Raw genomic sequence first — 21,313 nt, forward strand, 5'->3', positions numbered from 1 at the left:
TCGGACTGGACATAGCGCGGCGCGCGTTACGCCTGAAAGGCATCGCATTGCTCGCGCGAGAATTCATAATTGCGCAAACGCGAACAGGCAGACACCACCGCGCGGCGCCCGAAGCCTTAGAGGTCGAGATGCAAAGCCGTACACCCTTCGGCCGGCAGCGAACAGCAGATCAGTGCCTCGTCCACAGGCGCGTCAAACGATGGAACCAGCGTATAGACAACCGATCCTTTGAGAATCCGCGTTCGACACGTGCCACAGCTGCCGCCTCTGCAGCTCGATTCCGGAGACAGGCCGCGCTGTTCCGCCAGTTCGAGCAAGGTGCCGCCGCCCGGCTCCCAACGCGCCTCCTTGGCCGACCGCATGAACAGGACCGGCACCGGACCGCTCGCAGGCTTGCCGGCCGGAACAGCGGCCACGCTCTGGTCCACTGTGCGCGTCACACCCGCCGGACCGAACGCTTCCGCATGAATGCGCCTGTCTGCGATGCTCATGTTGCGCAGTGCGTCGTACATCTGCTGCATGAATCCGGCCGGTCCACACAGATAAAAATCGTAGTCTTCGAACGGTAAGTGGCGTTTGAGCACATCCACGTCGATCCGTCCGGACTCTTCATAGTCCTTGCCCGCCTCGGCACCGCTGGTGTCGGTCAGCACACGGATCACGCGCAAGCCACCTTTGGCTTCCTCTACCAGCTTCGTCAGTTCGTCGTCGAATGCGCGTTCCAGCCGGTTTCGTGCCGCTTGAAACAGCCACGCGGGCCTCAGATAACGCGTTCGCTTGCCTTCGTGAATCAGGTGCCGCGCCATCGACAGCAACGGCGTCACGCCGATGCCCGCCGCAATCAGCACCGCGGGCCGCCGTACCGACGCATCGATGGTAAAACTGCCGGCAGGCGCACGCGCCTCGACGATATCGCCTGTGTTGAGCACGGTATGCAGGTGCGCGGAGACCGGCCCCTGGCGCTTCACGCTGATACGCAAGCGCGGATCGGAAGGCGCGCTCGACAGCGTATAAGTGCGGATCACCGGTTTGGGCGAGTCAGGCAAGGCCAGCCGGATCGGCAGATGCTGCCCGGCCAGCGATTGCGGCATCCCCGCGCCATCGGACGGCGTCAGATAAAACGAGCGCACCAGCACGCTCTCGTCGACGATCCGCTCGATCCGATACGGGCGCCATTGCTGCGCGAGCTCGGCGGCCTTCATCCGCGCCGCCGCATCGTCCCAGCTGCCGGTGAGCAGCACGTTCGGCGAGATACCCTGCTCGATGTCGTGCCAGCGCAGCGGCAAGGCCGCCGGCCGGAACACCAGCGTGCGCGGCCGGAACCGCCACATCCGCTCCGCGCCCATGAACGCGGCGATTTCGGGCGCGTCCAGCACCACCTCGGCACTGCCGGTCATCTGCAGCAGATCGCCGCTGCGGAAATTCACGAACACCAGCCCCGCACGCGGATTCAGCAGAAAATTGCCAAGCGTGTTGAAAAACAGGTTGCCGGAAAAATCGGGGATGGTCAGCGTGCCGTCGTCGCTCACAGCGATAAAGCCGGGCTTGCCGCCGCGGTGCGAAGCATCCACCTGGCGAACCCCGTTGCGCACCACATACGAAGCCACGTAGAACGAATCGGCCGCTTCGATCATCGTCCGCGCTTGCGGCGAAAGCGTCGTCATATGCGTGACGCTGCCGGGCGGCTCGCTCACGAACGACGCGTTGCGCAACTGGATGTACTGAGGACAGTTGCCGTACGCCTGCGTGACTTCGATCTCGAATCCGTCGCCGGCGGTGCGCCGCACGTTGCCGTTTAGCCGGTTGCGACGGCGCGTATGCAGTTCGATACCCAGCATGCCGATGCCGTCGCCCTCTTCCATGCCGGCGTCCGCCGGATCGTCCGGCTCGCGCGCGAGCGTCAGTCGAAGCCGCTCCGGGATCGAAGACTGCATGAAGCCGGGCGGCCCGGCACGCAAGGTCGCCCACACGTCGCCGTTCGGGTCGACACTGCCCAACACCACGAACGGCAGCTGCGCATAGAACTCGCGATGCTGGTCGGGCATGTAGGCGCGCGACATCTGCCGCAGGCCCGGGCTAACCATGCGCTCGACCACGCCCACGCTACGCTGCAACGTGAGCTCCCCTTCATGCCATGGCGACTGACTGCCTTCTTCGGGTAACGCCGTCATGCGGGTCCTCTCAGGCGGCAAGCCCGACAGCGGTCTTGTCGAACGGCAGGAAACCCGGCAACGCCTCGACACGCGCCAGCCATGCCAGCACGTGCGGATAGCCGGACAGGTCGACGTTGCCCTCCGGCGCGCTCGAGATGTAGCTGTAGAGCGCGACGTCGGCGATCGTCGGATGGTCCGTTGCGAGCCACTGGGCCGCGGACAATTCTTCGTTGACCAGCGTCAGCACCGCATGCGAGCGCCGGATCGCGTCCCCGGCGTCGAGCGGCGCGCCGAATACCGTCACCAGCCGCGCCGCCACCGGACCACGCGCAAGCTCGCCGGCCGCGACTGCCAGCCAACGCTGCACGCGGGCCGCGGCAAGCGCGGTTTCCGGCAGCCAGTCGGTTCGTCCAAGGGACTTGGCAACATAGACCATGATCGAAATGGAATCGCTGACCACGGTTTCGCCATCCTGCAGCACGGGCACCTGGCCAAACCGGTTCAGCGCGAGAAACGCTGCCGATTTTTGTTCGCGCTGTTTCAGATCGACGAACACCAGTTCGTGCGGCACGTCGAGCAGCGACAGAAACAGGCGTGCCCGGTGCGAATGGCCGGACAGATTGTGATAGTAGAGTTTCATGCTGGTTTGTTTCTTAGGGTGGGTAGTGATGCGGGCAGCGCGCGCTTGAACCGATGCGCACAAAACGGGGACGAGGCCGGGCCCGTCGCGTTCGCGCTTCGAACGCAACAGTGCCCAACGGCACTCGTTGAACGACGAGCGCTTCGAACCGTGCAGGTCCGCTTCGCTTACCTTTTACTCAGGCAATCTCAGGCGGGTACAGATAGTCTGGCCGTTCGCCGGACAATCTCTGTTTCATCGCTTGCGTGCCCGCGTCGGCCAGCACTTCTTCGCGGCCCTGCTCGAGGGCTTCGAGCGTGGCCATAGCAACCGCCTGAGGGCTGGTCTTCTTCATGTCGAAGCCGTGGATCATATCGGTATCCATAAAGCCGACATGCAGTCCGAGCACCTGAATGCCCTGCTCCCGCCACTCGACACGCAATGCATTGGTATAGCTCCATGCAGCGGACTTGCTCGCCGAGTACGCCGCGAGCATCGGCCGCGAGAACCAGCTCGCGTCCGACAGCACGTTCACCACCGCACCGCTGCCATGCGCAGTCAGAAGCGGCGCGAACGCCTGGGTGGTGCGGATCAAACCGTAGAAATTGGTCTCGAAGATCTCGCGCGCGGCATCGATCAATGCCGGGTCCAGCGTGCTTCCCATCACGCGTGCGATGCCCGCGTTGTTGATCAGCAGCGTCGTGTCCGTACATTGCGCGACCGCTGCTGCGACGGATGCGGTATCGCTTACATCGATCCTGACCGGCACGACACCCGGCAATACGCTGGCACCCGGATCTCGCACGCCTGCATATACTTTTCTCGCGCCGCGAGCCAGCAGCGCTTCGACGAAGGCGAGGCCAAGGCCCCGGTTGGCGCCCGTGACAAAGGCGACTGAGTCTTTGACATTCATGCGTTGCTCCTTTCAGGAAAACGAACACAGCGGATTGGAGGCACCTGTCATGCGACGTATTTGACTTCGGTCATCATGCCGGCTTCCATGTGATAGAGGTTGTGGCAATGAAGCAGCCAGCGGCCCGGGTTGTCCGCGTCGAACGCGACCGTCACTTTCGATTGCGGCGGAACGTGCACGGTGTCGCGCCGCGCGCCGGAAAAAGCCTGTCCGTTGACATTGACCACCTGGAAATGGTGACCATGCAGATGCATCGGATGGGACATCATCGTCAGGTTGTGAAACGTGAGGGCCACGCGCTGGCCGGCGCGCACCTGGACGGGATCGCGGTTCTCCCAGCGCTTGCCGTTGATGGTCCACGCATAGGGCTGCATCGAGCCGCCCAGCATCAGCATGAAGGTCGCGTCCACTGGCCGGGGCGCGAGCGGTCGCAGCGCCGATAAACGGATCTCCTGATCGAAACCCACGGGGCCCGCTTCCAGCGCCGCGAGACCCGGAATCCTGGCGACATTCGCGGCGGAAGTCGCGAGCACTATGCCGGTCTGGTCACGCGAGCCTTCGCGCAAAGCCAGAATCGGCCATGCGCCATCGCCTTGTGGCAACTCGATCAGAATGTCGATGCGTTGCGCCATCGCGAGCGCGAAGCGCCGTCCCTGCATCGGCTGGATCGGATCGCCGTCCACGGCGATCGCGGTGCCGTTCAACGCGCCGAGATCGATGTGAAAGTTAGTGGACGACGCGCCGTTGATCACCCGCAGGCGCACCCGCCCCGCGCGCTCCACGCGTACGATCTCGGGATCGTCGAGGGTGCGTGAATTCGCCAGATACGCGTCGTAGTCGACGTCGTTCAGGTCCATCTTGCCGCCTGCGGCCATACCTGGCATATCCATCTTCATACCGCCCGCCGGCATCGCGCCGGACGGCGCCATCTTCATCGGGCCCGGGCTCGGCTTCGGTGTGGTTGCAGCAGTTTGCGCCGGCCCCTTCTCGAGCTTCGCCATTACCGACGCGGGATCGGCAAACATGAAGTCTTCGAGAAAAATCACGACCTCTTGCGAGTCCGACCGCACCTCCGCGTCGGTCCGGACGATCAGCGGCCCCGACAACAAGCTCTGGTGCTGAAACCCTTCGTGCGAATGCATCCAGTGCGTGCCGGCCAGCGGCACGAAGTCGTACGTGCGGCGCCCGGATGGCTGAATCGCCGACACGCCGAATTCAGCGACGCCATCCTGGTCGGGACGCGGCGTCTGGCCATGCCAGTGCACCGAAGTCGGCTCGGCCGCGCGATTGTCGAGATCGACCCAGAACCGTTCGCCGGGATTCAGAAGCACGCCACGCGTGCCGTCCGGTTGATGCAAGCCGAACACGGTGGCAGCCTTTCCTCGTACTTCGATCGAACGCTGGTCGACGATAAGACGCCGCGCCGTACCCGCGCCTGGCGCTGCATTTGCCTGCGTCGCGCCGGACTTCACACCCGCGCACCCGGACAGCCCCGACATGCCCGCGAGGGAAGCTGCAAGGAAGGTCCGTCGATTCATCATGGGCAATCTCTAAAGGTAGGGTGAAAAAAATCGGGTTCGACATATTCATTAGCCAGACCGCGCCGCTCAATGTGAATCGTCCGACCTGATTGTCACGGACGAATTGCCCGCCACGCTTAGGTTTTTGATTTTTAGTTTAGCTTACGCACGAATAGCCTAACTAACGATGACAACTGCATCGACAAACATCGGGCGATATCAATAGCTTCCCGTGCGGATCCTTAAGCGTTGACCTACCAGTTTACGCACAATTGCATCGAAGCGGATTTTCTTAAATGCCTTAATCAAAAGATATACGACGCAACTGCAATACGAGATAAATTGATTCCTCATACTTCGCGATCAGCAACTGACGTTACAGATAAACGAATGCCATGACCGTCGCTCGTGTCAGCGCTCGTTTGCCGTTATTTCCACTATGATCGTCCGACCAGCATGTCCCGATCACCAGCTGCATCAGGAGTTTCCCGCGAGCAGGGTCGAGCAATGAGCGCATCATGTCTTGAAGATAATGTCGACACCGAAGTCGACCAGCCCATCGATCAATCCGTCGCCGTCAAGCGTGCCAGCCTCGACATGGTCGGTGCGGAAGAGCGCTGGCGTTGCCCGGTTGCGGCAGGCACCGAGCCGTCGCATCCGGAGCACGGCATTGTCGTCTCGCGCTGGAGCCTCGACGGTGCGCATCCGACCGAAGTCGTCCGCTCGGGCGCCGATCATCACACGGTCTGCGTGAGCCTCGCGCCGATGACACTGACATTCCGCGTCGGCGGCCGGGTGGTCTTCGACGGCCACGCGAGGCCGGGCGCCACGCAAGTCACGAGCCCGGGGCGCAGCGTCGCGGCGGTGTTTCATTCGGGCTGCGACTCGCTTCATCTGTTCGTGCCGCAGGCCACGCTTTCCGAGTTTTATGAGGAAGCATGCGGCCATGCGCACCCCGGTGACATCGTGATCGCCGACCATCGCCTGACCCACGACCCCGCGCTTGAAAAACTGGCGAGCGCGCTTGCCAGCGTGCAGGAATACGACCCGCTGTTCGGCAGACTCTACGCCGACAGTATCTGCAATGCGATTACCTCGCGGCTGCTCGCCCGTCAATTCACGCACCTGCAAACCGAACCGGTCGGCGCTGCCAATGCGTTGTCTCCACCGCGTGTCAGGCGGGCGATCGACTATATCGAAGCCCACTTGCCGGAGCCGATCGGTCTGGCCGACGTGGCTGCCAGCATCGGCCTTTCGCGTATGCACTTTGCCGCACAGTTTCGCGCCGCGACCGGACTTTCTCCGCACAAATTCCTGCTGCACCGGCGGCTTGAACACGCGCGATATCTGCTGCTGCAGTCCGACGACAGCGTGATCAACATCGCTTTTCGCAGCGGTTTTCGCTCGCATGCGCACTTCAGCGCGACCTTCAAACGTCTGGTTGGCGATACGCCAACAGCCTGGAGAAGAAAGACCCGCGATCGCCGCTAGCCGTGCCAGCCCATGCAGGCGGATATCGCCCGACACAAACACCGGGCGCTTAGGAAATTCCGGCTCATTGCGCATCGTCTCACTGCATTCTAGAAATCACTTTTCGTGAAAAAGTAAAGTCATGCGAGCTCACAGGCGTGCGCACTGCCTTAGTATTCAGGTTTCCTGCTGCCCCTCACAGACAATGACTTACTCGCCTAAAGCTGACGCATCAGCAACTGTATTTAAATAAAGTGGACTGGAAATGTCGTACTACACGCAAGACAATTTCGACCAGATTGATAGCGTCGGATTTTCACTGAACAAGGCGCGCAACGTCATCATGCTCGATGTCGATGCAGCGCTAAAGGACCTGAACGTAAAAGCACGGCATATCGGTATCCTGATGTCGCTGTTTCGCGGCACGGCGAGAACGCCCGGAGATATCTCGCGGCATCTCGGGCTGGATTCCGGGCTGATGACGAGGTTGCTCGACAGCCTCGAAAAACAGGGGCTGCTGGCACGCTCGCGTGATGGCAAAGACCGCCGCACCGTCAATCTGCATCTGACGGAAGCCGGCCGGGTAGTCGCATTGCGCGTTGCCGAAATCGTTCCGGGTGTGCTGAATAGCCGCCTTCGTTCGTTTTCGGCGATGGAGTTTGACGAACTTTGCCGGCTGCTTGGCAAGCTGCTGGGCCAGTGAATGCGTACGCCCGGCCAGCGACACTCGCTGGCCGGCCTGACGCATCCTGGCGCGATGGTCGCCTGCCGGAAGCAGGCGGTATCCATGAGCTCAATTCGCGCGGCTGCGCGTGTGGCCTTTGTCGTCGCTATCGGCAAGCGTGTCGGCAGACCAGCCGCCGCCTAACGCCTTGATCAGCTGAACGTTGGCGCTCAACTGCCGGGTCTGAATGTCGAGTACGGCGCGCTGTGCGTCCAGTTGCGCGGTCTGTGCCTGCACCACGTCGAGATAGCCGACCACGCCGCCCTTGTATCGATTCAGCGCGAGTGCCACCGATTGCTGTGCCGCGACGCTTGCGTCCTGTTGCTGCTGCCATGCTGTTCCGAGGTCCTGCAGCAGGCTCAGATTGTCTTCGATCTGCTGGAACGCGCCCAACACGACGCTCCGATACCGCTCGCCGGCCTCCGCCATCGCGGCCTTTGACGACGCCAGCTTCGCGCGGCGCATGCCACCGTCGAATACGTATTGCGCGATTTGCGGACCGACGGTCCAGAACAGATTCGGTGCGCTGATCAGACCGGCGTAGGCGGTGCTCTGCAAGCCGCCCTGCGCGCTCAGAATGATCGAAGGGTAGTACGCGGCTCGCGCTACGCCGATTCTGGAATTGGCCTCGGCCACGCGGCGTTCCGCTGCGGCGATGTCGGGCCGCCGCTGCAACAACGTCGACGGAATGCCCGCGGGAACCACCGGCAGCTTGATAAGCGCGGTCTGCTCCGCAAGCTGGAACTCCGATGCCGACGCGCCGACCAGTACGGCGATCGCGTGCTCGATCAGCGCGCGCTGCCCGAGGTTCTGGGACAGTTGCGACTGCGCCGACGATAACTGCGTCTGCGCGCGCTTTTCGTCGAGTGCCGAAACGACGCCGCCGTTATGCAGGGTCTGCGTCAGTTGAAGCGCGCGTTGGTAGGCGCTGACTGTTTGCGTCAGCAAGTCGGTCTGCTGATCGAGGCCGCGCAATTGAATGTAGTTGTCTGCCAGCGCGATTTGCAGGCTCAGCTGGACGGATGCCAGATCTGCCGCGGAAGCCTGCGCAGCCTCCTTGCTGGCCGCTACCGAGTCGCGCACGCGTCCCCACAGATCAAGCTCATAGTCGACCCGGGCATCGATCGTCACCGAGTTGTAGTTGTCGGGACCGCCGGCGCGCAACGGGCGCGTGTCCGACTGCCGGCTGCGCTGCGGTACCGCCGAAGCCGATACGCTCGGATAAAGCGCTGACGAAACCTGGTCGACGAATGCACGGGCCTGCGCATAGTGCGAATAAGCCGCGGCAAGATCGCTGTTGTTGGCGAGCAGTTGCTGCTCCAGTTGATCGAGCTGCGGATCGGCGTACATCTTCCACCAGCCGTTGCGATCCAAACGATCGGCGGGCTCCGCGCTCACCCATGGCCCGAGCGTGCGGTATTGCGCGGCGACCGGTGCGGGCGGCACCTCGTAGGTCGGGGCCAACGAACAGGCGGAAACGACAGCGAGTGCAGCCAGCATCAGCGGCAGCCTGTAACGACCGCGCGACCTGACCGGTCCGGTACGGTTAGCCATGATTCGGGCTCCTCGCAGTGCTCACCCGGCCCGGACCCGATGCGGCGCGAGGCGCAGCGGCGGTCGCATTCGACGCGTTCGCGGCAGAGGCCCGCGGTGCTACACGCACCGCGTCGCCATTGGCAAGGCCATCCGGCGGCGTATCGATCACGCGATCCGCAGCGGAAAGGCCTGAGCCAATGTCGACCACATCGCCAAGATCGCGGCTGATGGTGACCTGCCTGAAAGCGATATGGTTGTCGGCGGTCAAGGTCGCGACCATCAGGCCGCGCCGATCGAATACCAGCGCCGTCGCCGGCACCTGCACTGCGTTCGTGTCCACCGGCAAGCTGAAATGCAGGCTCGCATAGCCGCCCGGCAACAGGCGCCCTTCGCTGTTGTCGACCAGCAGCTGGACCAGCGTGGTTCCAGAGTTCACGTCGACGGACTCCGCAGACGCGATCACCCGCGCGGTGAATTTCTCGCCCGGATGCTCAGGCACCGTCAGCGTCGCAGTCGTGCCGACCCGGATCAACGGCGTGTAGTTCTGCGGCACCTGCACGTAGAGACGCAGTTGCCTCACATAGGAGACCGTGAACAGTTGCTGTCCGGCGCCGCCGCTGCCGGCATTGATCAGCGCGCCGACATCGGTGTTGCGCGACGTGATGACCCCATCGAACGGCGCGACGATGCGCTGAAATCCCTTCATCGCGACCAGCCGCTCGACATTCGCGCGCGCCGCAGTGACGGTGGCCTTCTTCGCGGCGAAATCGCCAAGGCGATCGTCCACTTCCTGGCGCGACACCGAATCGGTATCGACCAGCGCCTGCCAGCGTTTGGCGGTGGTGGCCGACAGATCGTAGTTCGCCTGAGCGGTCACGAGGTCGGCCCGTGCCTGCAGCAATTGCTGATCGAGCTCGGGGGTTTCGATCTCGGCGAGAAACTGGCCGGCTTTCACCGGTGTGCCGATATCGACGCTCCACGATTTCAGATAGCCGTTCACTCGCGCGAAGATCGGCGCGCGCGAAAACGCTTCGAGCCGCGAAGGCAGATCGAGCGTCGGGCCGCTGGGTATCGCAGCGGGTTTGACGACCTCGACCGCTGGAACTGCCTGTGTATCGGTCCAGTTGCGCAGGTTGCGCGCGTCGACCATGCGCAGCGCGACGCCCGCGACCACCAGCGTCACGGCAATCGCAACGCCCACGGCAGTAACCAGAATCAGCTTGCGTCGCGGCACGACGTAGCGAGTGGCAGTATCAGACAACATGGTCGGGACCCCGCGTGATGGGTGACGGAATGCCGGCCTTTTGCAGGCGTCCGTGAACGATAGAGAAGACCACCGGAACCAGAAACAGCGATGCGGTAGTAGCAAAGATCAGCCCGCCGATCACCGCGCGCCCGAGCGGCGCGTTCTGCTCGCCGCCTTCGCCGAGCGCCAGTGCCATCGGCACCATGCCGATGATCATCGACAGCGCAGTCATCAGCACCGGGCGAAAGCGTGTGAAGCCGGCTTCGCTGGCAGCGAGAAATGCGTCGCCATGCTCGGCCAGACGTTCGCGGCAGAAGCTCACGACGAGGATCGAATTGGCGGTCGCCACGCCCATGCACATGATGGCGCCGGTCAGCGCCGGCACCGACAGCGGCGTGTGCGTGACGAACAGCATCCATACGATGCCCGCCAGCGCCGCAGGCAGCGCGGACACAATCACCAGCGGATCGGCCCACGACTGGAAATTGACCACGATCAGCAGATAGATCAGCACGACCGCGCCCAGCAGGCCGAACAACATGCCGGCGAAGGCGCTGCTCATCGTCTGGACCTGGCCGAGCACAGCCACCGACGATCCTTTGGGCAAGGCCTTCGCGTTGCGGGCCAGCACCCGTTGGATATCGGCTGCCACCGCGCCCAGATCGCGATCCTGCGTGGTCGCGAAAATTTCGACCATCGGCTGGATGTTGTACTGGCTGAACACCGCATTCGTGGTGGTTCGCTGCAGCGACGCGAGGCCGCCGAGAATCTGCGGCGTACCCTGCGTGCCCGCGGTGATCGGCAGGTTCTGCAACGACGCCAGCGTATTGAGGCTGTACTGCGGCGTCTGGATCACGATCGGATACTGCACGCCGTTCTTGTCGTTCAGCCAGTAGGTTGGCTGGACCTGGCTCGAGCCCGCGAGATTGACCACCATGCTGTTGGTCACGTCGCGCTCGGTGATGCCGACCAGTTGCGCACGCGTGCGGTCGACGTCGACGTCGAGGGTCGGCACGTTCTGCGATTGTTGAATCCGCGCATCCACCACCCCAGGCACGCGCCGCATGTCGCGCAGCAACTGGTTCGCGTACGCAAAATTCGCGCTCAGATCGTTGCCGCGCACCTGCACGTCGATCGGTGCCGGCGAGCCGAAGTTCAGGATCTGGCTGATGATGTCGGCGGGCGGAAACGAGAACGTCACGCCAGGGAAAGCGAGCGGCAAACGTTCGCGCATCTCGCGCACGTAGCCGGCGGTCGGACGGTGGCCTTCTTTCAACGCGATCTGGATATCGCCGTCTTGCGAGCCGATGGTCCCCGTATTGTTGTACGCGAGGTTGATGCCGCTGACCGGCAAGCCGATGTTGTCGACCACCGTACCCAGCTCCGACGGCGGGATGATCTGCCGGATCGCACGTTCCACGCCGGCGAAAATCTCGCCGCTCTTCTCGACGCGCGAACCGACTGGCGCACGCACGTGCAGCACGATCTGTCCTGCATCGACAGCCGGGAAGAAATTGCGCCCCAGCATCGGTGTCAACGCAAACGAGATCACCACGAACGCAAACGAGCCGATCACGAAGCGTGCGCGATGCTCGAGCGCAAACTGAAGCAGCCCATGATAGCGGCCTCGTACACGCTCGAAGCGCGCTTCGAAGCCACGTTGAAAGCGGCTGAGCAGACCCGGGCGGCGGGTTTCGGGCGCGTCGCGATCGTGTCGATGCGCGCGCAACAGATACTTCGCCATCGTCGGTACCAGTGTGCGCGACAGGATGAACGAAGCGATCATCGCGAAGATCACCGCCTCCGCCATCGGCACGAACAGAAAACGCGCGACGCCCTTGAGGAAGAACATCGGCACGAACACGATGCAGATACACAGCAGCGAAACGAACGCCGGCGTGACGATCTGTGCGGCACCGTCGAGAATCGCCGGCTCGACTTCCTTGCCCTGTTCGAGATGCCAGTTGATGTTCTCGATCGTGACGGTGGCGTCGTCGACCAGAATGCCGACCGCCAGCGCCAGCCCGCTCAGCGTCATGATGTTGAGCGTCTCGCCGACTGCCGACAGCGTTGCGATCGAGCCGAGAATCGCAAGCGGAATCGATGTGGCGATAATCAGCGTGGAACGCCAGCTGCCGAGAAACAGCAGGATCATCAGGCTGGTCAGTGCCGCGGCGATCACGCCTTCGCGAGCGACGCCGCCGATCGCGGCACGCACGAACACCGATTGATCGCCGATCGCGTCGATGTCGAGCCGTTCCGGCAGCCAGCGCTTCGCGTCCTGCACGTGGTCCTTGATGCCCGACACGATGCCAAGCGTGGACGCCACGCCGTTTTTCAGCACCGACAACAACACCGAACGACGACCGTTCACGTGCACGATGTTGGTCTGAGGCGGACTGCCGTCGCGCACGCTCGCGACATCGCGCATATAGATCGTTGTGCCGTTGACGGCCTTGATCGGCATGTCGCCAAGTCCTGCTACGGTGGACGGCGCGTCGTTCAACTGCACCACGTATTCGTAATCGCCGATCTTTTGCGTGCCGACCGGCGTGATCAGGTTTTGCGTCGCCAGTGCGTTCGCGACATCCTGCGCGGACAGTCCGTGCGACTGCAGCGCGGCCGGGTCGACATCGATCTGCACCTGGCGGGTCTTGCCGCCAAACGGATACGGAATCGACGCACCGGGCACCGTCACAAGCGATGGCCGCAACTGGTTGAGCCCAAGGTCGCCGAGGTTCTGTTCGGACAGCCCCTGCCCCGACAGCGCAAGCTGGATGATCGGCACCGTGGACGCGTTGTAGTTCAGGATCAGCGGCGGCGTGGTGCCCGGCGGCAGCTGGCGCAACATCGTCTGCGACACCGCGGTCACCTGCGCGTTGGCGCTGGCGATATTCACACCGGGTTGAAAGAACAGCTTGACGATACCGAAGCCGTTGACCGATTCCGCTTCCATATGCTCGATATCGTTGACGGTCGTCGTCAGCACCCGTTCATACGGCGACAGGATTCTGCCGGCCATCTGGTCCGGCGGCAGACCCGTGTATTGCCACACCACGCTGATCACCGGAATGCGGATATCCGGGAAGATATCGGTCGGCGTATTGAGCGCGGCAAGCGGCCCGACAATCACAATGAAGATTGCCAGCACGACGAAGGTATACGGCCGCTTGAGTGCGGTACGGACGAGCGCAAGCATTTAACACTCCCTGTGGGGCGCGGGATGACTCCGCGAACATGAAACAGGCGTCTGTTTCATGACTCGATCACCGCGTCGCTGACCCGCTGCCGCTGCTCGGTGAAGTAGTACAGCAATCCCGCGACAGGCAGTGCCAGCCCGATCCATGAAGCGAGTGACCAACCCCCCTTGGCGTAGGCCCATCCGCCGATCGTTGACGCCGCTGCGCCGGCGATGTACCAGGTGGTCATATAGAGCGCGTTCAGGCGGCCGCGTATTTCCTGGCGGAGCGCGAAGATCGCGCGCTGCCCGGTGACAAGCGTAGTCGTGATGCCGAAGTCGACCAGCACCGCGGCGATCACCAGCAACGCTAACGCCAGCGGCGAACCGTGCGTCGCGAAACGCGTGATGGCAAACGCGATTGCAACGACCAGCATGCCGATGCCGGTCGCCGGGCGGGTCCATCCACGGTCTGCCATCCGGCCGGCGATCGGTGCCGCGATCGCACCGGTTACCCCCGCGAGTGCAAACAGCGCGACGCCGGTTTGCGACAAACGGAACACGGGGCCGGTGAGCAGCAGCGGCGTGACCGTCCAGAACAGCGTGAAGGCCGCGAACTGGAACGAGTGATAGATTGCGCGCCGCTGCAAGACTGGTGTTGTGCGCGCCAGCGTCAGCATCGACGCCAGCAGGCTTGCGTAGCTATGCGTGCCGTGCGGCTCCCGTTTGGGAATCGCGATGCGCAACGCGATCGCGAGCAAGACCATCGCAATCGCCGAGCACAGAAACACCGTGTGCCATGAAGCATGGTCGGCCAGAAAACTCGCAAACGGACGCGACAGCATGATGCCGAGCATCAGGCCGCTCATCACGCTGCCCACGGCGCGGCCGCGTACGCTTGCGTGTGCCAGATGCGACGCGTACGGCACCAGAATCTGCACCGCGGCCGAGCCAAGACCCACCAGTGATGCGGCTATCAGAAACAGCTGGGCATCCGTCGAGAATGCGGCTCCCGCCAGCGCGACGACATTGACGCCGATCAGGATCAGCGCGAGACGGCGATTCTCGATCAGGTCTGCCAGCGGCACGATCAGGATCACGCCGATCGCGTAGCCAAGCTGCGTGACGGTAACAATGAAGCCGGCCAGTTGAGGCGACATGCCGAGGTCGGCCGCAATCAGGCCGATCAAAGGCTGCGCGTAGTACAGATTCGCGCTGATCAGGCCGCACGCTGCGGCAAGCAGGAAAGTCAGCCATCCGGGCATGCCGCGCGTCGGCTCGGGTGTGGGGGTAGCTTGAGTTCTGGACGTCATGGCAAGGCTCGATCGGATCGTCAATAAAGAGATTTTTCGTTTCCAAAATACGGGAAGGCACGTCCTGCTGTAACCAATATCCTCCCGTTACAGCCGCTTTAGAATATTCACGTTGGCGAATGCACTTTCCCGCAGAATCGCTAGAGTCGCGCTGCAAGTGCTAGCCGTCACAGGCGGCCATTCAAGGAATCCTCTAACCGCAAACGCCTGATCGCGAGATCGATGAAGGCGCGAACCTTCTGCGCCGCGTACATACCCTCGCGATGAACGATATGAATCGGCAACGGTCGCGGTTCGTATTCCGCAAGCGCGATTTCCAGTTCGCCGTTGCGCAAGGCCTCGTCGACCTGGTACGCGTACAGGCTCGCAATGCCAAACCCCGATTTCACCGCGGCAATCGCGGATTCGGTGGTGCTGGTCGTCAGGCGCGGCCGCAAGCGAATGCCGACCGGCGTCGAATCGACAAGGAAGCGCCACTCCGGCAAGCCCAGCAAACCCGCCGCGTGAATGGTCACGTGCTCGGCAAGATCCTTCGGCTTGTGCGGCATGCCGTGCTGGGAAAAATACGCCGGCGTCGCGCACACCACGCGTCGCAACTTTCCAACCTGGATAGCCTGTGCCGACGAATCAGGCAATTCGCCGACCCGGATCGCCACGTCCACCCCTTCGCTGATCAGATTGACCACGCGGTCGTCCAGCCGGCAATCGATATCGACTTCCGGACACAGCCGCAGGTATTCGGTGAGGATGGGCACCACATACATCTTGCCGAGCAGCGCCGGCGCAGTCACCGTAAGCGGTCCGCGCGGCGCGGTGTGCGTACCGGTTGCCAGCAGTTCGATTCTTTCGATGTCGGTGAGGATGCGACGGCATTCGTCGTAGAACACGGATCCAGCATCGGTCAGGCGCAATGCCCGCGTGGTGCGGATCATCAGGTTGACGTTCAGCCGAGCTTCCAGCATGGAAATGGTCCGGCTGACACCCGATGTCGACGTGTTCATCCGGCGCGCGGCGGCAGAAATACTGCCGCCGTCGACGACGGAGACAAAGGTGGTCATCGCATGGATTCGGTCCATCACATCACATCTGCCAAAGAAATTCTGCTGCGGATACGTGCACCGCGCGCTCAGTTAAGCGAACGGTCTGAACGCAAGGTATCCACGGCAAGGTCGATAAAGGCGCTGATCTTGCGGCCGACATACAGGCCACCGCGATGGACCACGCTAACCGGCAGCGCGGGCGGTTCGAAGTCGGCCAGAACGATCTTCAGCGAACCGTCGCGCAACTGATCGGCAATCTGGCACGACAACATGCGGGTGATGCCCAGGCCCGCGACAGCGGCATCGATAGCGGACTCGCTGGTGGTGGTCAGCCGCGGACGCAAGCGGATCGCGAGCGGGTTTACGCCGTCGAAGAAGCGCCACTCCGGCGATGACGACCCGCCCACCGCATGAATGATGCGATGCTCCGTCAGCTGATCGAGGCGCACAGGCGTGCCGTAGCGTTCGAGATACCCGGGCGACGCGCACAGCACATGGCGCACGTTGCCTACCGTAGCGGCTGCAAAATTCGTGGTGGGCACCTTGCCGATGCGGAACGCAACATCGACTCCGTCGTCGGACAGGTTCATCGAACGGTTCATGAACCATGCGACCACCTGCACGTCAGGAAAGCGCAACAGGTACTCCGAAACCACCGGCGTCACATAGAACTTGCCGAACGACTCCGGTGCGGACACCGTCAGTCGCCCTTGCGGCAAACCATGCGCGTCGGCGGCCGATACCTCGGCGTTGACGATGTCGGCGATCAGCCGGCGGCACTCCGCCAGATACTGTGTGCCCGCACTGGTCAATCTGAACATCCGTGTCGAGCGCGTCAGCAAGCGGGTGCCGAGGTGGCTCTCCAGTTCTTTCACGAGCCGGGTCGCCACCGACGGCGACACTTGCAGTTTATTGGCGGCAATCGTAAAGCTGCCCGCATCGGCGATTGCCACGAAGGTTTCCATTGCCCTGAAGCGGTCCATATCTTTCTCGGGAAAGCGATGTCTCTAGACTGCGTGGCGCGTGCCGGCCCATCGACTATCGATGCGCCGGCACGTCATCGCGCGCTTCGATATCACGCCTGCGACACAAACTCATCCGTCGAGACGACTTTTGCATAACCGAATTCCAGCGCGGCCATAAAAGCAGCGTGCACGTAGGCAGCCGGTACTTTTACGCCGTTGAATTCGAGGTCATGCGTCGCGCACGCATCGTGAATCACCGTGGTCTGATAGCCGAAATCGTCGGAGGCGCGGGTCACTGCATCGATGCACATGTGGCTCATGTTGCCGACCACCACCACGCGTTCGATGCCCAGCTTGTCCAACACCTCTTTCAGCGCCGTTTCCCGAAACGGGTTCAGCTGGTTCTTGAGGATGACCTGTTCGTCTGCGAGATTCTTTGCTTTGGGGTGAATCTGCGCGCCTTCGCTGCCCGGCACAAAAAAGCGTGCGTTGCCGCCGAGCGTTTCGTGGCGAACATGAATGACGGCATCGCCATTCTTTCTCGCGTGGTCGATGATGCGTGCCGCGTTATCCGCTGCGGCGTCGACGCCGGCCAGTAGCCATTTTCCACCCGGGAAATAGTCGTTCTGGATGTCTACGACGATAAGTGCCTGCTGGGTCATTTTCAGTTCCATTGATGTGAGGTGTGTCGGGAATCAATGCAGTCAGTCGTACTGCCTTGTCGGACCGGAACCATCGGAGAACGATATTGTTCCGCTGCATTCAATATCCTCTCGTTACCTGATCGTGAGAATCGCTCTGAGCGCGAATAGACCCTTGCGGCCAGGCAGTAGAGTGGTTCGGCTCAGGCGTTCTGAACGAGCCGGGCGGCGTAGCCCATCTTCGCGACGGCAGCGACAAGCACGGCGGGATCGACGCTCCCGCAGATCTTGACGAGCGCACGCCCGGTGGCGAGATCGACGCGGGCGCCTTTGACTGCCGGCACCTCGCCGAGCGCGCGTTCGATCCGGCCGACGCACGAGGCCCATGTCATGCCGACGATCGACAGCTCCAGCGCGTTTTCCGGTACGCAACAGCCCGCCGAATGCACGGCGTCGAGCAACGCATACAAGCTGCCGGCCGGAGCCTGCAGACGAGCCTGCTGATCGACGAAGCTGACGCAAACCTTGCCCGCTCCGTCGACTTTCCGCAGTGCCTGCTCGACTTCGGCCGCACGGCTTGCGTGCGTCATGCCTGAGACCGGAAACTGGAACGTGACCGGGTCATCCATGTGCCGTGCCTTGAACGACGGTGGCCGTATAGCCGGTTTCTTCTACGGCGGCGATCAGCTGTTCCGGATCAATCGCATCGATCGAATCGATGCTCGCGCGGCCGGAGGCGAGATCGACGACGACCTTCCTGACCGATGTGATTTCACGCAGCGCATGTTCGACGTGGCGTACGCACGATGCGCAATTCATGCCTTGAATGTCGAGCTCGACGCGTTCGATCGAAGCGGAGGCAGAGGTGGACTGGATGCTTTGCATGACAAGACTCCTTGAGGTTGGGGTACGCCTCAAGGTTCAAGCTTCCCGTGGCGGGAAGGTCAAGCAGCCACTTGCGTGCCGGTGTGAGATTGTGAATTCGGCAGAGTGATCACTGCAAGGCGGGGTCGCTGCGCAGCGCCTCGATCGCCATATCGAGGAAGGCGCGCACTTTCTGCGCCGCATGGCGCCCTTCATGATGCATCACATGGATAGGTAGCGAAGGCGGCCGGAAGTCGTGCAGCAGTTCGACCAGACGCCCGGCGGCGAGATCCTGCGCCACCATGTAGGACAGCGTGCGAACGATGCCGAAGCCGTCGAGTGCGGCAGCGAGTGCGGCGTCGTTGGTGGTGAGATTCAGCCTTGGTTGAATGCGTACCGTAACGGGTTGCCCGTCACGCATGAACTGCCAGTCGTTCGACGGCGTCACGCCGGCGGAGGAAATCACCGTGTGCCGCGCCAGTTCGTCAGGCGACATGGGTGCGCCATGCTGCTCCAGATACGCCGGCGATGCGCAAACCACGCGCCGGACCTCGCCCACGCGAATCGCCTGATAGCTGGAGTCCTGCAGTGGGCCGATGCGGATCGCAACGTCGACACCTTCGTCGACCATATTGACGACGCGATCCACCAGGCGGCAGTCGATCTCCGTTTCCGGATAGCGCAACAGGTATTCGTTGAGAATACTGACGATGTACATTCTGCCGAACAGCGCAGAGGCCGTCACGACCAGACGGCCGCGCACCGAGCCGTGTGTACCGGCCGCGGTTTCCTCTGCGGCGGCGATGTCGGAAAGGATGCGCCTGCAGTCGTCGGCGTAACGCGCGCCGATTTCGGTGACCCGCACGATGCGCGTCGTGCGGATCAGCAACCGCACCCCCATCGCCGCTTCCAGATCGCTGACCGCACGCGTGACCACCGGCGGCGAGATCTTCAGTTTGCGGGCGGCGGCAGCGAACCCGCCCTCGTCCACCACGGCAAGGAAGGCGCCCATCGCATCGAGTCGATCCATATCGTTCCCGCTCTGGTCATGGTCCGTTGGCTTCGCAGATCATGCCAATTATGGGGTGATTCAATCAGACTGTGCTTGTCGGCTTCGCCGCCGCTTCACCGCCGACACGCAAGCGCGTTGCGCAACAGGATGCGCGGCATCGTATTCCTCTTAGGAGAATCGGGTGACGCGTGTTCCGGTCTTCCGAATGGAAACCCTGATCGTCGCGATGGCGAACAGCAAGAAGAAAATGTGTATTTATGTTTCGCGCGCGGCTGGCGCAGATGGCGTGGGCAGCCCGGCAGCCTGACGACGATCGACGTCAGGCTGACCCGAGCTGCCACCCGCGGCATGGCGGCCTACACCGCGTCACGCCGCGCGCTTGAACGAACGCGCAAAGTCGAAGGCCGGAGACACCAGCGGCGTGCCCTGCGCCGGCGTATAGGTAAGCGGTACGGACGGTGCTTCGGCCGGTACGGCCGGCATCTCCTTTACCGGGCCCGGCACATTCAGGCGCATGCGCGCTTCCATCGAATCGCACAGGTCGTGCGCGGCTGTGCCGAACAGCTGTTCGAGCACACGCTTTAGCACACCGGATTGATGCCACGCCTTGAAGCGCCGGTGGCAGGTTTGATAGGACGGGTATTTGCGCGGCATGGCGGACCAGGTGGCGCCGCTGAACATTACCCACAGCACGCCATTGAGGACGGAGCGGGTGTTGGCTAAAGGACGGCCGCGCAATTCGGCACGCGGTCTCAGTTCGGGGAGCAGCGGCGCGACGCGCAGCCACTCTTCATCAGTGATATCACGGTACGGGGTCAAGGTCTTTTTCTCCTCTGTCGATACCTCGACGAAGATATCGACTCGCCCCTGGCCCGGATATCAGAACAATCCGAATCTTGAAAATGCGACGCCGCCCTATGCCATTTGGCATAGGGCGGCGCCTGTCTGTCCCGTTCAGCCTGGCGCGCGCGGCGCGCCGCTCAGGTCAGCGAAGTGTCGACAATACGCCGCGGCGTATCCAGATATTCCTGCGACTGCATCTCGACGATGCGCGACACGGTGCGCGCAAATTCGTTGGCCATCGGGCCTTCGACGTACAGTTGCTCGGGCGGCACTGCGGCTGACATCAGCAGTTTGACCTTGTGGTCGTAGAACACGTCGATCAGCCACGTGAAGCGGCGTGCTTCGGACTGCATGCGCGGCGTCATCTGCGGGATGTCCGACAGGATCACCGCGTGGAAGCGCGACGCCAGCTCCAGGTAGTCGTTCTGCGAGCGCGGGCCGCCGCACAGCGTTGCGAAATCGAACCATACGACGCCGTCCGCGCGGCGCAGTGCCTTCAGCTCGCGCTTCTCGATGCGCAGCAGCGGGCTTTCGTCGGGCACCGCGGCGAGGCGTGTATACGCATCGCGCAGCGCGTTGCTTGCAACCTGTCCGAGCGGCGCGTGATACACCTCGACCTGCGATAGCGTGCGCTGCCGGTAGTCGACGCCCGCATCGACGTTGATCACGTCGAGCTTGCTCTTGATCAGCTCGATCGCCGGCAGCAGCCGGTCGCGATGCAGGCCGTCCGGGTACAGCGTGTCCGGATCGTAGTTGGAGGTCATCACGAACTGCACGCCGTTGTTGAACAGCCGGTCGAGCAGGCGGTACAGGATCATCGCGTCGGCGATGTCCGACACGTGGAATTCGTCGAAGCAGATCAGCCGGTAGCGCTTCGCGATGCGGCGCGCGAGCTCGTCGAGCGGATCGGCCTGGCCCTTCAGTTCCTCGAGTTCGCGGTGCACCTCGCGCATGAACTCGTGGAAGTGCAGACGCGTCTTGCGCGTCAGCGGCACGATCTTGTAGAAGCTGTCCATCAGGAAGCTCTTGCCGCGCCCAACGCCGCCCCACATGTACACGCCGCGCGGCAAGTCCGGGTGCATGATCAGCTTCATGAACGCATTCGGCCGGCGCGCCTTGTACGCCTGCCACTCTTCGTAGCAGCGCTGCAGGCGATCGACCGCGGCACGTTGCGCAGGATCGGACTGGTAGCCCCGCGTCTGCAGTTCGTTTTCGTAGTATTCGGTGACGTTCATCTTATGCAGCGGCAGCAAGATATGACAAAGGCGGGAGGGTT

At 62.7% G+C, this 21,313-nt stretch carries 18 protein-coding genes; 2 read left to right on the forward strand and 16 right to left on the reverse strand.

Going from position 1 to position 21,313, the window contains the following annotated elements:
- Nucleotides 1-116: 116 nt before the first annotated feature.
- The 4 genes from ACYVNQ_RS07825 to ACYVNQ_RS07840 all read right to left on the reverse strand — a co-directional run bounded on the left by ACYVNQ_RS07825 (nucleotide 117) and on the right by ACYVNQ_RS07840 (nucleotide 5,226).
- A complete protein-coding gene (locus ACYVNQ_RS07825; RefSeq protein ID WP_460901916.1) occupies nucleotides 117-2,171 on the reverse strand; it encodes a 2Fe-2S iron-sulfur cluster-binding protein in 2,055 nt (684 codons plus the stop codon).
- A gap of 10 nt (nucleotides 2,172-2,181) precedes the next feature.
- Nucleotides 2,182-2,793, reverse strand: a complete 612-nt coding sequence (locus ACYVNQ_RS07830; RefSeq protein WP_460901917.1) for a glutathione S-transferase family protein — start codon at nucleotides 2,791-2,793, stop codon at nucleotides 2,182-2,184.
- A 178-nt stretch (nucleotides 2,794-2,971) separates the two neighbouring features.
- Nucleotides 2,972-3,685 carry an SDR family oxidoreductase gene (locus ACYVNQ_RS07835; RefSeq protein ID WP_460901918.1) on the reverse strand — a complete coding sequence of 238 codons (714 nt, stop codon included), beginning with the start codon at nucleotides 3,683-3,685 and terminating at the stop codon, nucleotides 2,972-2,974.
- Nucleotides 3,686-3,732: 47 nt separating this feature from the next.
- Nucleotides 3,733-5,226, reverse strand: coding sequence for a multicopper oxidase family protein (locus ACYVNQ_RS07840; RefSeq protein WP_460901919.1), 1,494 nt, complete (start codon nucleotides 5,224-5,226; stop codon nucleotides 3,733-3,735).
- A gap of 486 nt (nucleotides 5,227-5,712) precedes the next feature.
- On the opposite strand from ACYVNQ_RS07840, the gene ACYVNQ_RS07845 reads away from it, so the two are divergent.
- Together ACYVNQ_RS07845 and ACYVNQ_RS07850 are read left to right on the forward strand one after the other, a co-directional pair.
- Complete coding sequence (locus ACYVNQ_RS07845; protein ID WP_460901920.1) at nucleotides 5,713-6,696, forward strand: helix-turn-helix domain-containing protein; 984 nt, start codon at nucleotides 5,713-5,715, stop codon at nucleotides 6,694-6,696.
- A 244-nt stretch (nucleotides 6,697-6,940) separates the two neighbouring features.
- Complete coding sequence (locus ACYVNQ_RS07850) at nucleotides 6,941-7,378, forward strand: MarR family winged helix-turn-helix transcriptional regulator (RefSeq protein ID WP_460901921.1); 438 nt, start codon at nucleotides 6,941-6,943, stop codon at nucleotides 7,376-7,378.
- 90 nt (nucleotides 7,379-7,468) lie between these two features.
- Here the strand turns inward: ACYVNQ_RS07850 and ACYVNQ_RS07855 are convergent, their stop codons facing one another.
- From ACYVNQ_RS07855 to zapE, 12 genes are all read right to left on the reverse strand, one after another.
- Entirely contained in the window at nucleotides 7,469-8,953 is a 1,485-nt protein-coding gene (locus tag ACYVNQ_RS07855) for an efflux transporter outer membrane subunit (protein ID WP_460901922.1), read from the reverse strand.
- Nucleotides 8,946-10,199, reverse strand: coding sequence for an efflux RND transporter periplasmic adaptor subunit (locus ACYVNQ_RS07860; RefSeq protein WP_460901923.1), 1,254 nt, complete (start codon nucleotides 10,197-10,199; stop codon nucleotides 8,946-8,948). Before ACYVNQ_RS07860 ends, ACYVNQ_RS07855 begins: the two co-directional genes overlap by 8 nt.
- Nucleotides 10,189-13,380 (reverse strand): efflux RND transporter permease subunit, encoded by a 3,192-nt coding sequence (locus tag ACYVNQ_RS07865; protein ID WP_460901924.1) that lies wholly within the window; start codon nucleotides 13,378-13,380, stop codon nucleotides 10,189-10,191. The genes ACYVNQ_RS07860 and ACYVNQ_RS07865 overlap by 11 nt, the downstream gene beginning before the upstream one ends.
- A gap of 56 nt (nucleotides 13,381-13,436) precedes the next feature.
- Nucleotides 13,437-14,672, reverse strand: a complete 1,236-nt coding sequence (locus ACYVNQ_RS07870; protein ID WP_460901925.1) for an MFS transporter — start codon at nucleotides 14,670-14,672, stop codon at nucleotides 13,437-13,439.
- 167 nt (nucleotides 14,673-14,839) lie between these two features.
- Nucleotides 14,840-15,730, reverse strand: a complete 891-nt coding sequence (locus tag ACYVNQ_RS07875; RefSeq protein ID WP_460901926.1) for a LysR family transcriptional regulator — start codon at nucleotides 15,728-15,730, stop codon at nucleotides 14,840-14,842.
- Nucleotides 15,731-15,798: 68 nt separating this feature from the next.
- Nucleotides 15,799-16,695, reverse strand: a complete 897-nt coding sequence (locus tag ACYVNQ_RS07880; RefSeq protein WP_460901927.1) for a LysR family transcriptional regulator — start codon at nucleotides 16,693-16,695, stop codon at nucleotides 15,799-15,801.
- A gap of 92 nt (nucleotides 16,696-16,787) precedes the next feature.
- On the reverse strand, nucleotides 16,788-17,339 hold the full coding sequence (locus ACYVNQ_RS07885) for a cysteine hydrolase family protein (protein WP_460901928.1): 552 nt from the start codon (nucleotides 17,337-17,339) through the stop codon (nucleotides 16,788-16,790).
- 182 nt (nucleotides 17,340-17,521) lie between these two features.
- Nucleotides 17,522-17,947: a heavy-metal-associated domain-containing protein gene (locus tag ACYVNQ_RS07890; RefSeq protein WP_460901929.1), complete on the reverse strand. Its 426-nt coding sequence runs from the start codon at nucleotides 17,945-17,947 to the stop codon at nucleotides 17,522-17,524.
- The gene (locus ACYVNQ_RS07895) at nucleotides 17,940-18,203 is read right to left on the reverse strand and encodes a heavy-metal-associated domain-containing protein (protein ID WP_460901930.1); all 264 of its coding nucleotides are present in this window, start codon (nucleotides 18,201-18,203) and stop codon (nucleotides 17,940-17,942) included. Before ACYVNQ_RS07895 ends, ACYVNQ_RS07890 begins: the two co-directional genes overlap by 8 nt.
- Before the next feature lie 109 nt (nucleotides 18,204-18,312).
- On the reverse strand, nucleotides 18,313-19,212 hold the full coding sequence (locus ACYVNQ_RS07900) for a LysR family transcriptional regulator (protein WP_460901931.1): 900 nt from the start codon (nucleotides 19,210-19,212) through the stop codon (nucleotides 18,313-18,315).
- 348 nt (nucleotides 19,213-19,560) lie between these two features.
- Nucleotides 19,561-20,013 carry a transposase gene (locus ACYVNQ_RS07905; RefSeq protein WP_460901932.1) on the reverse strand — a complete coding sequence of 151 codons (453 nt, stop codon included), beginning with the start codon at nucleotides 20,011-20,013 and terminating at the stop codon, nucleotides 19,561-19,563.
- A gap of 161 nt (nucleotides 20,014-20,174) precedes the next feature.
- A complete protein-coding gene (zapE, locus tag ACYVNQ_RS07910) occupies nucleotides 20,175-21,272 on the reverse strand; it encodes a cell division protein ZapE (protein WP_460901933.1) in 1,098 nt (365 codons plus the stop codon).
- Between the last annotated feature and the right edge of the window lie 41 nt (nucleotides 21,273-21,313).

This window comes from Paraburkholderia jirisanensis (assembly GCF_054782355.1).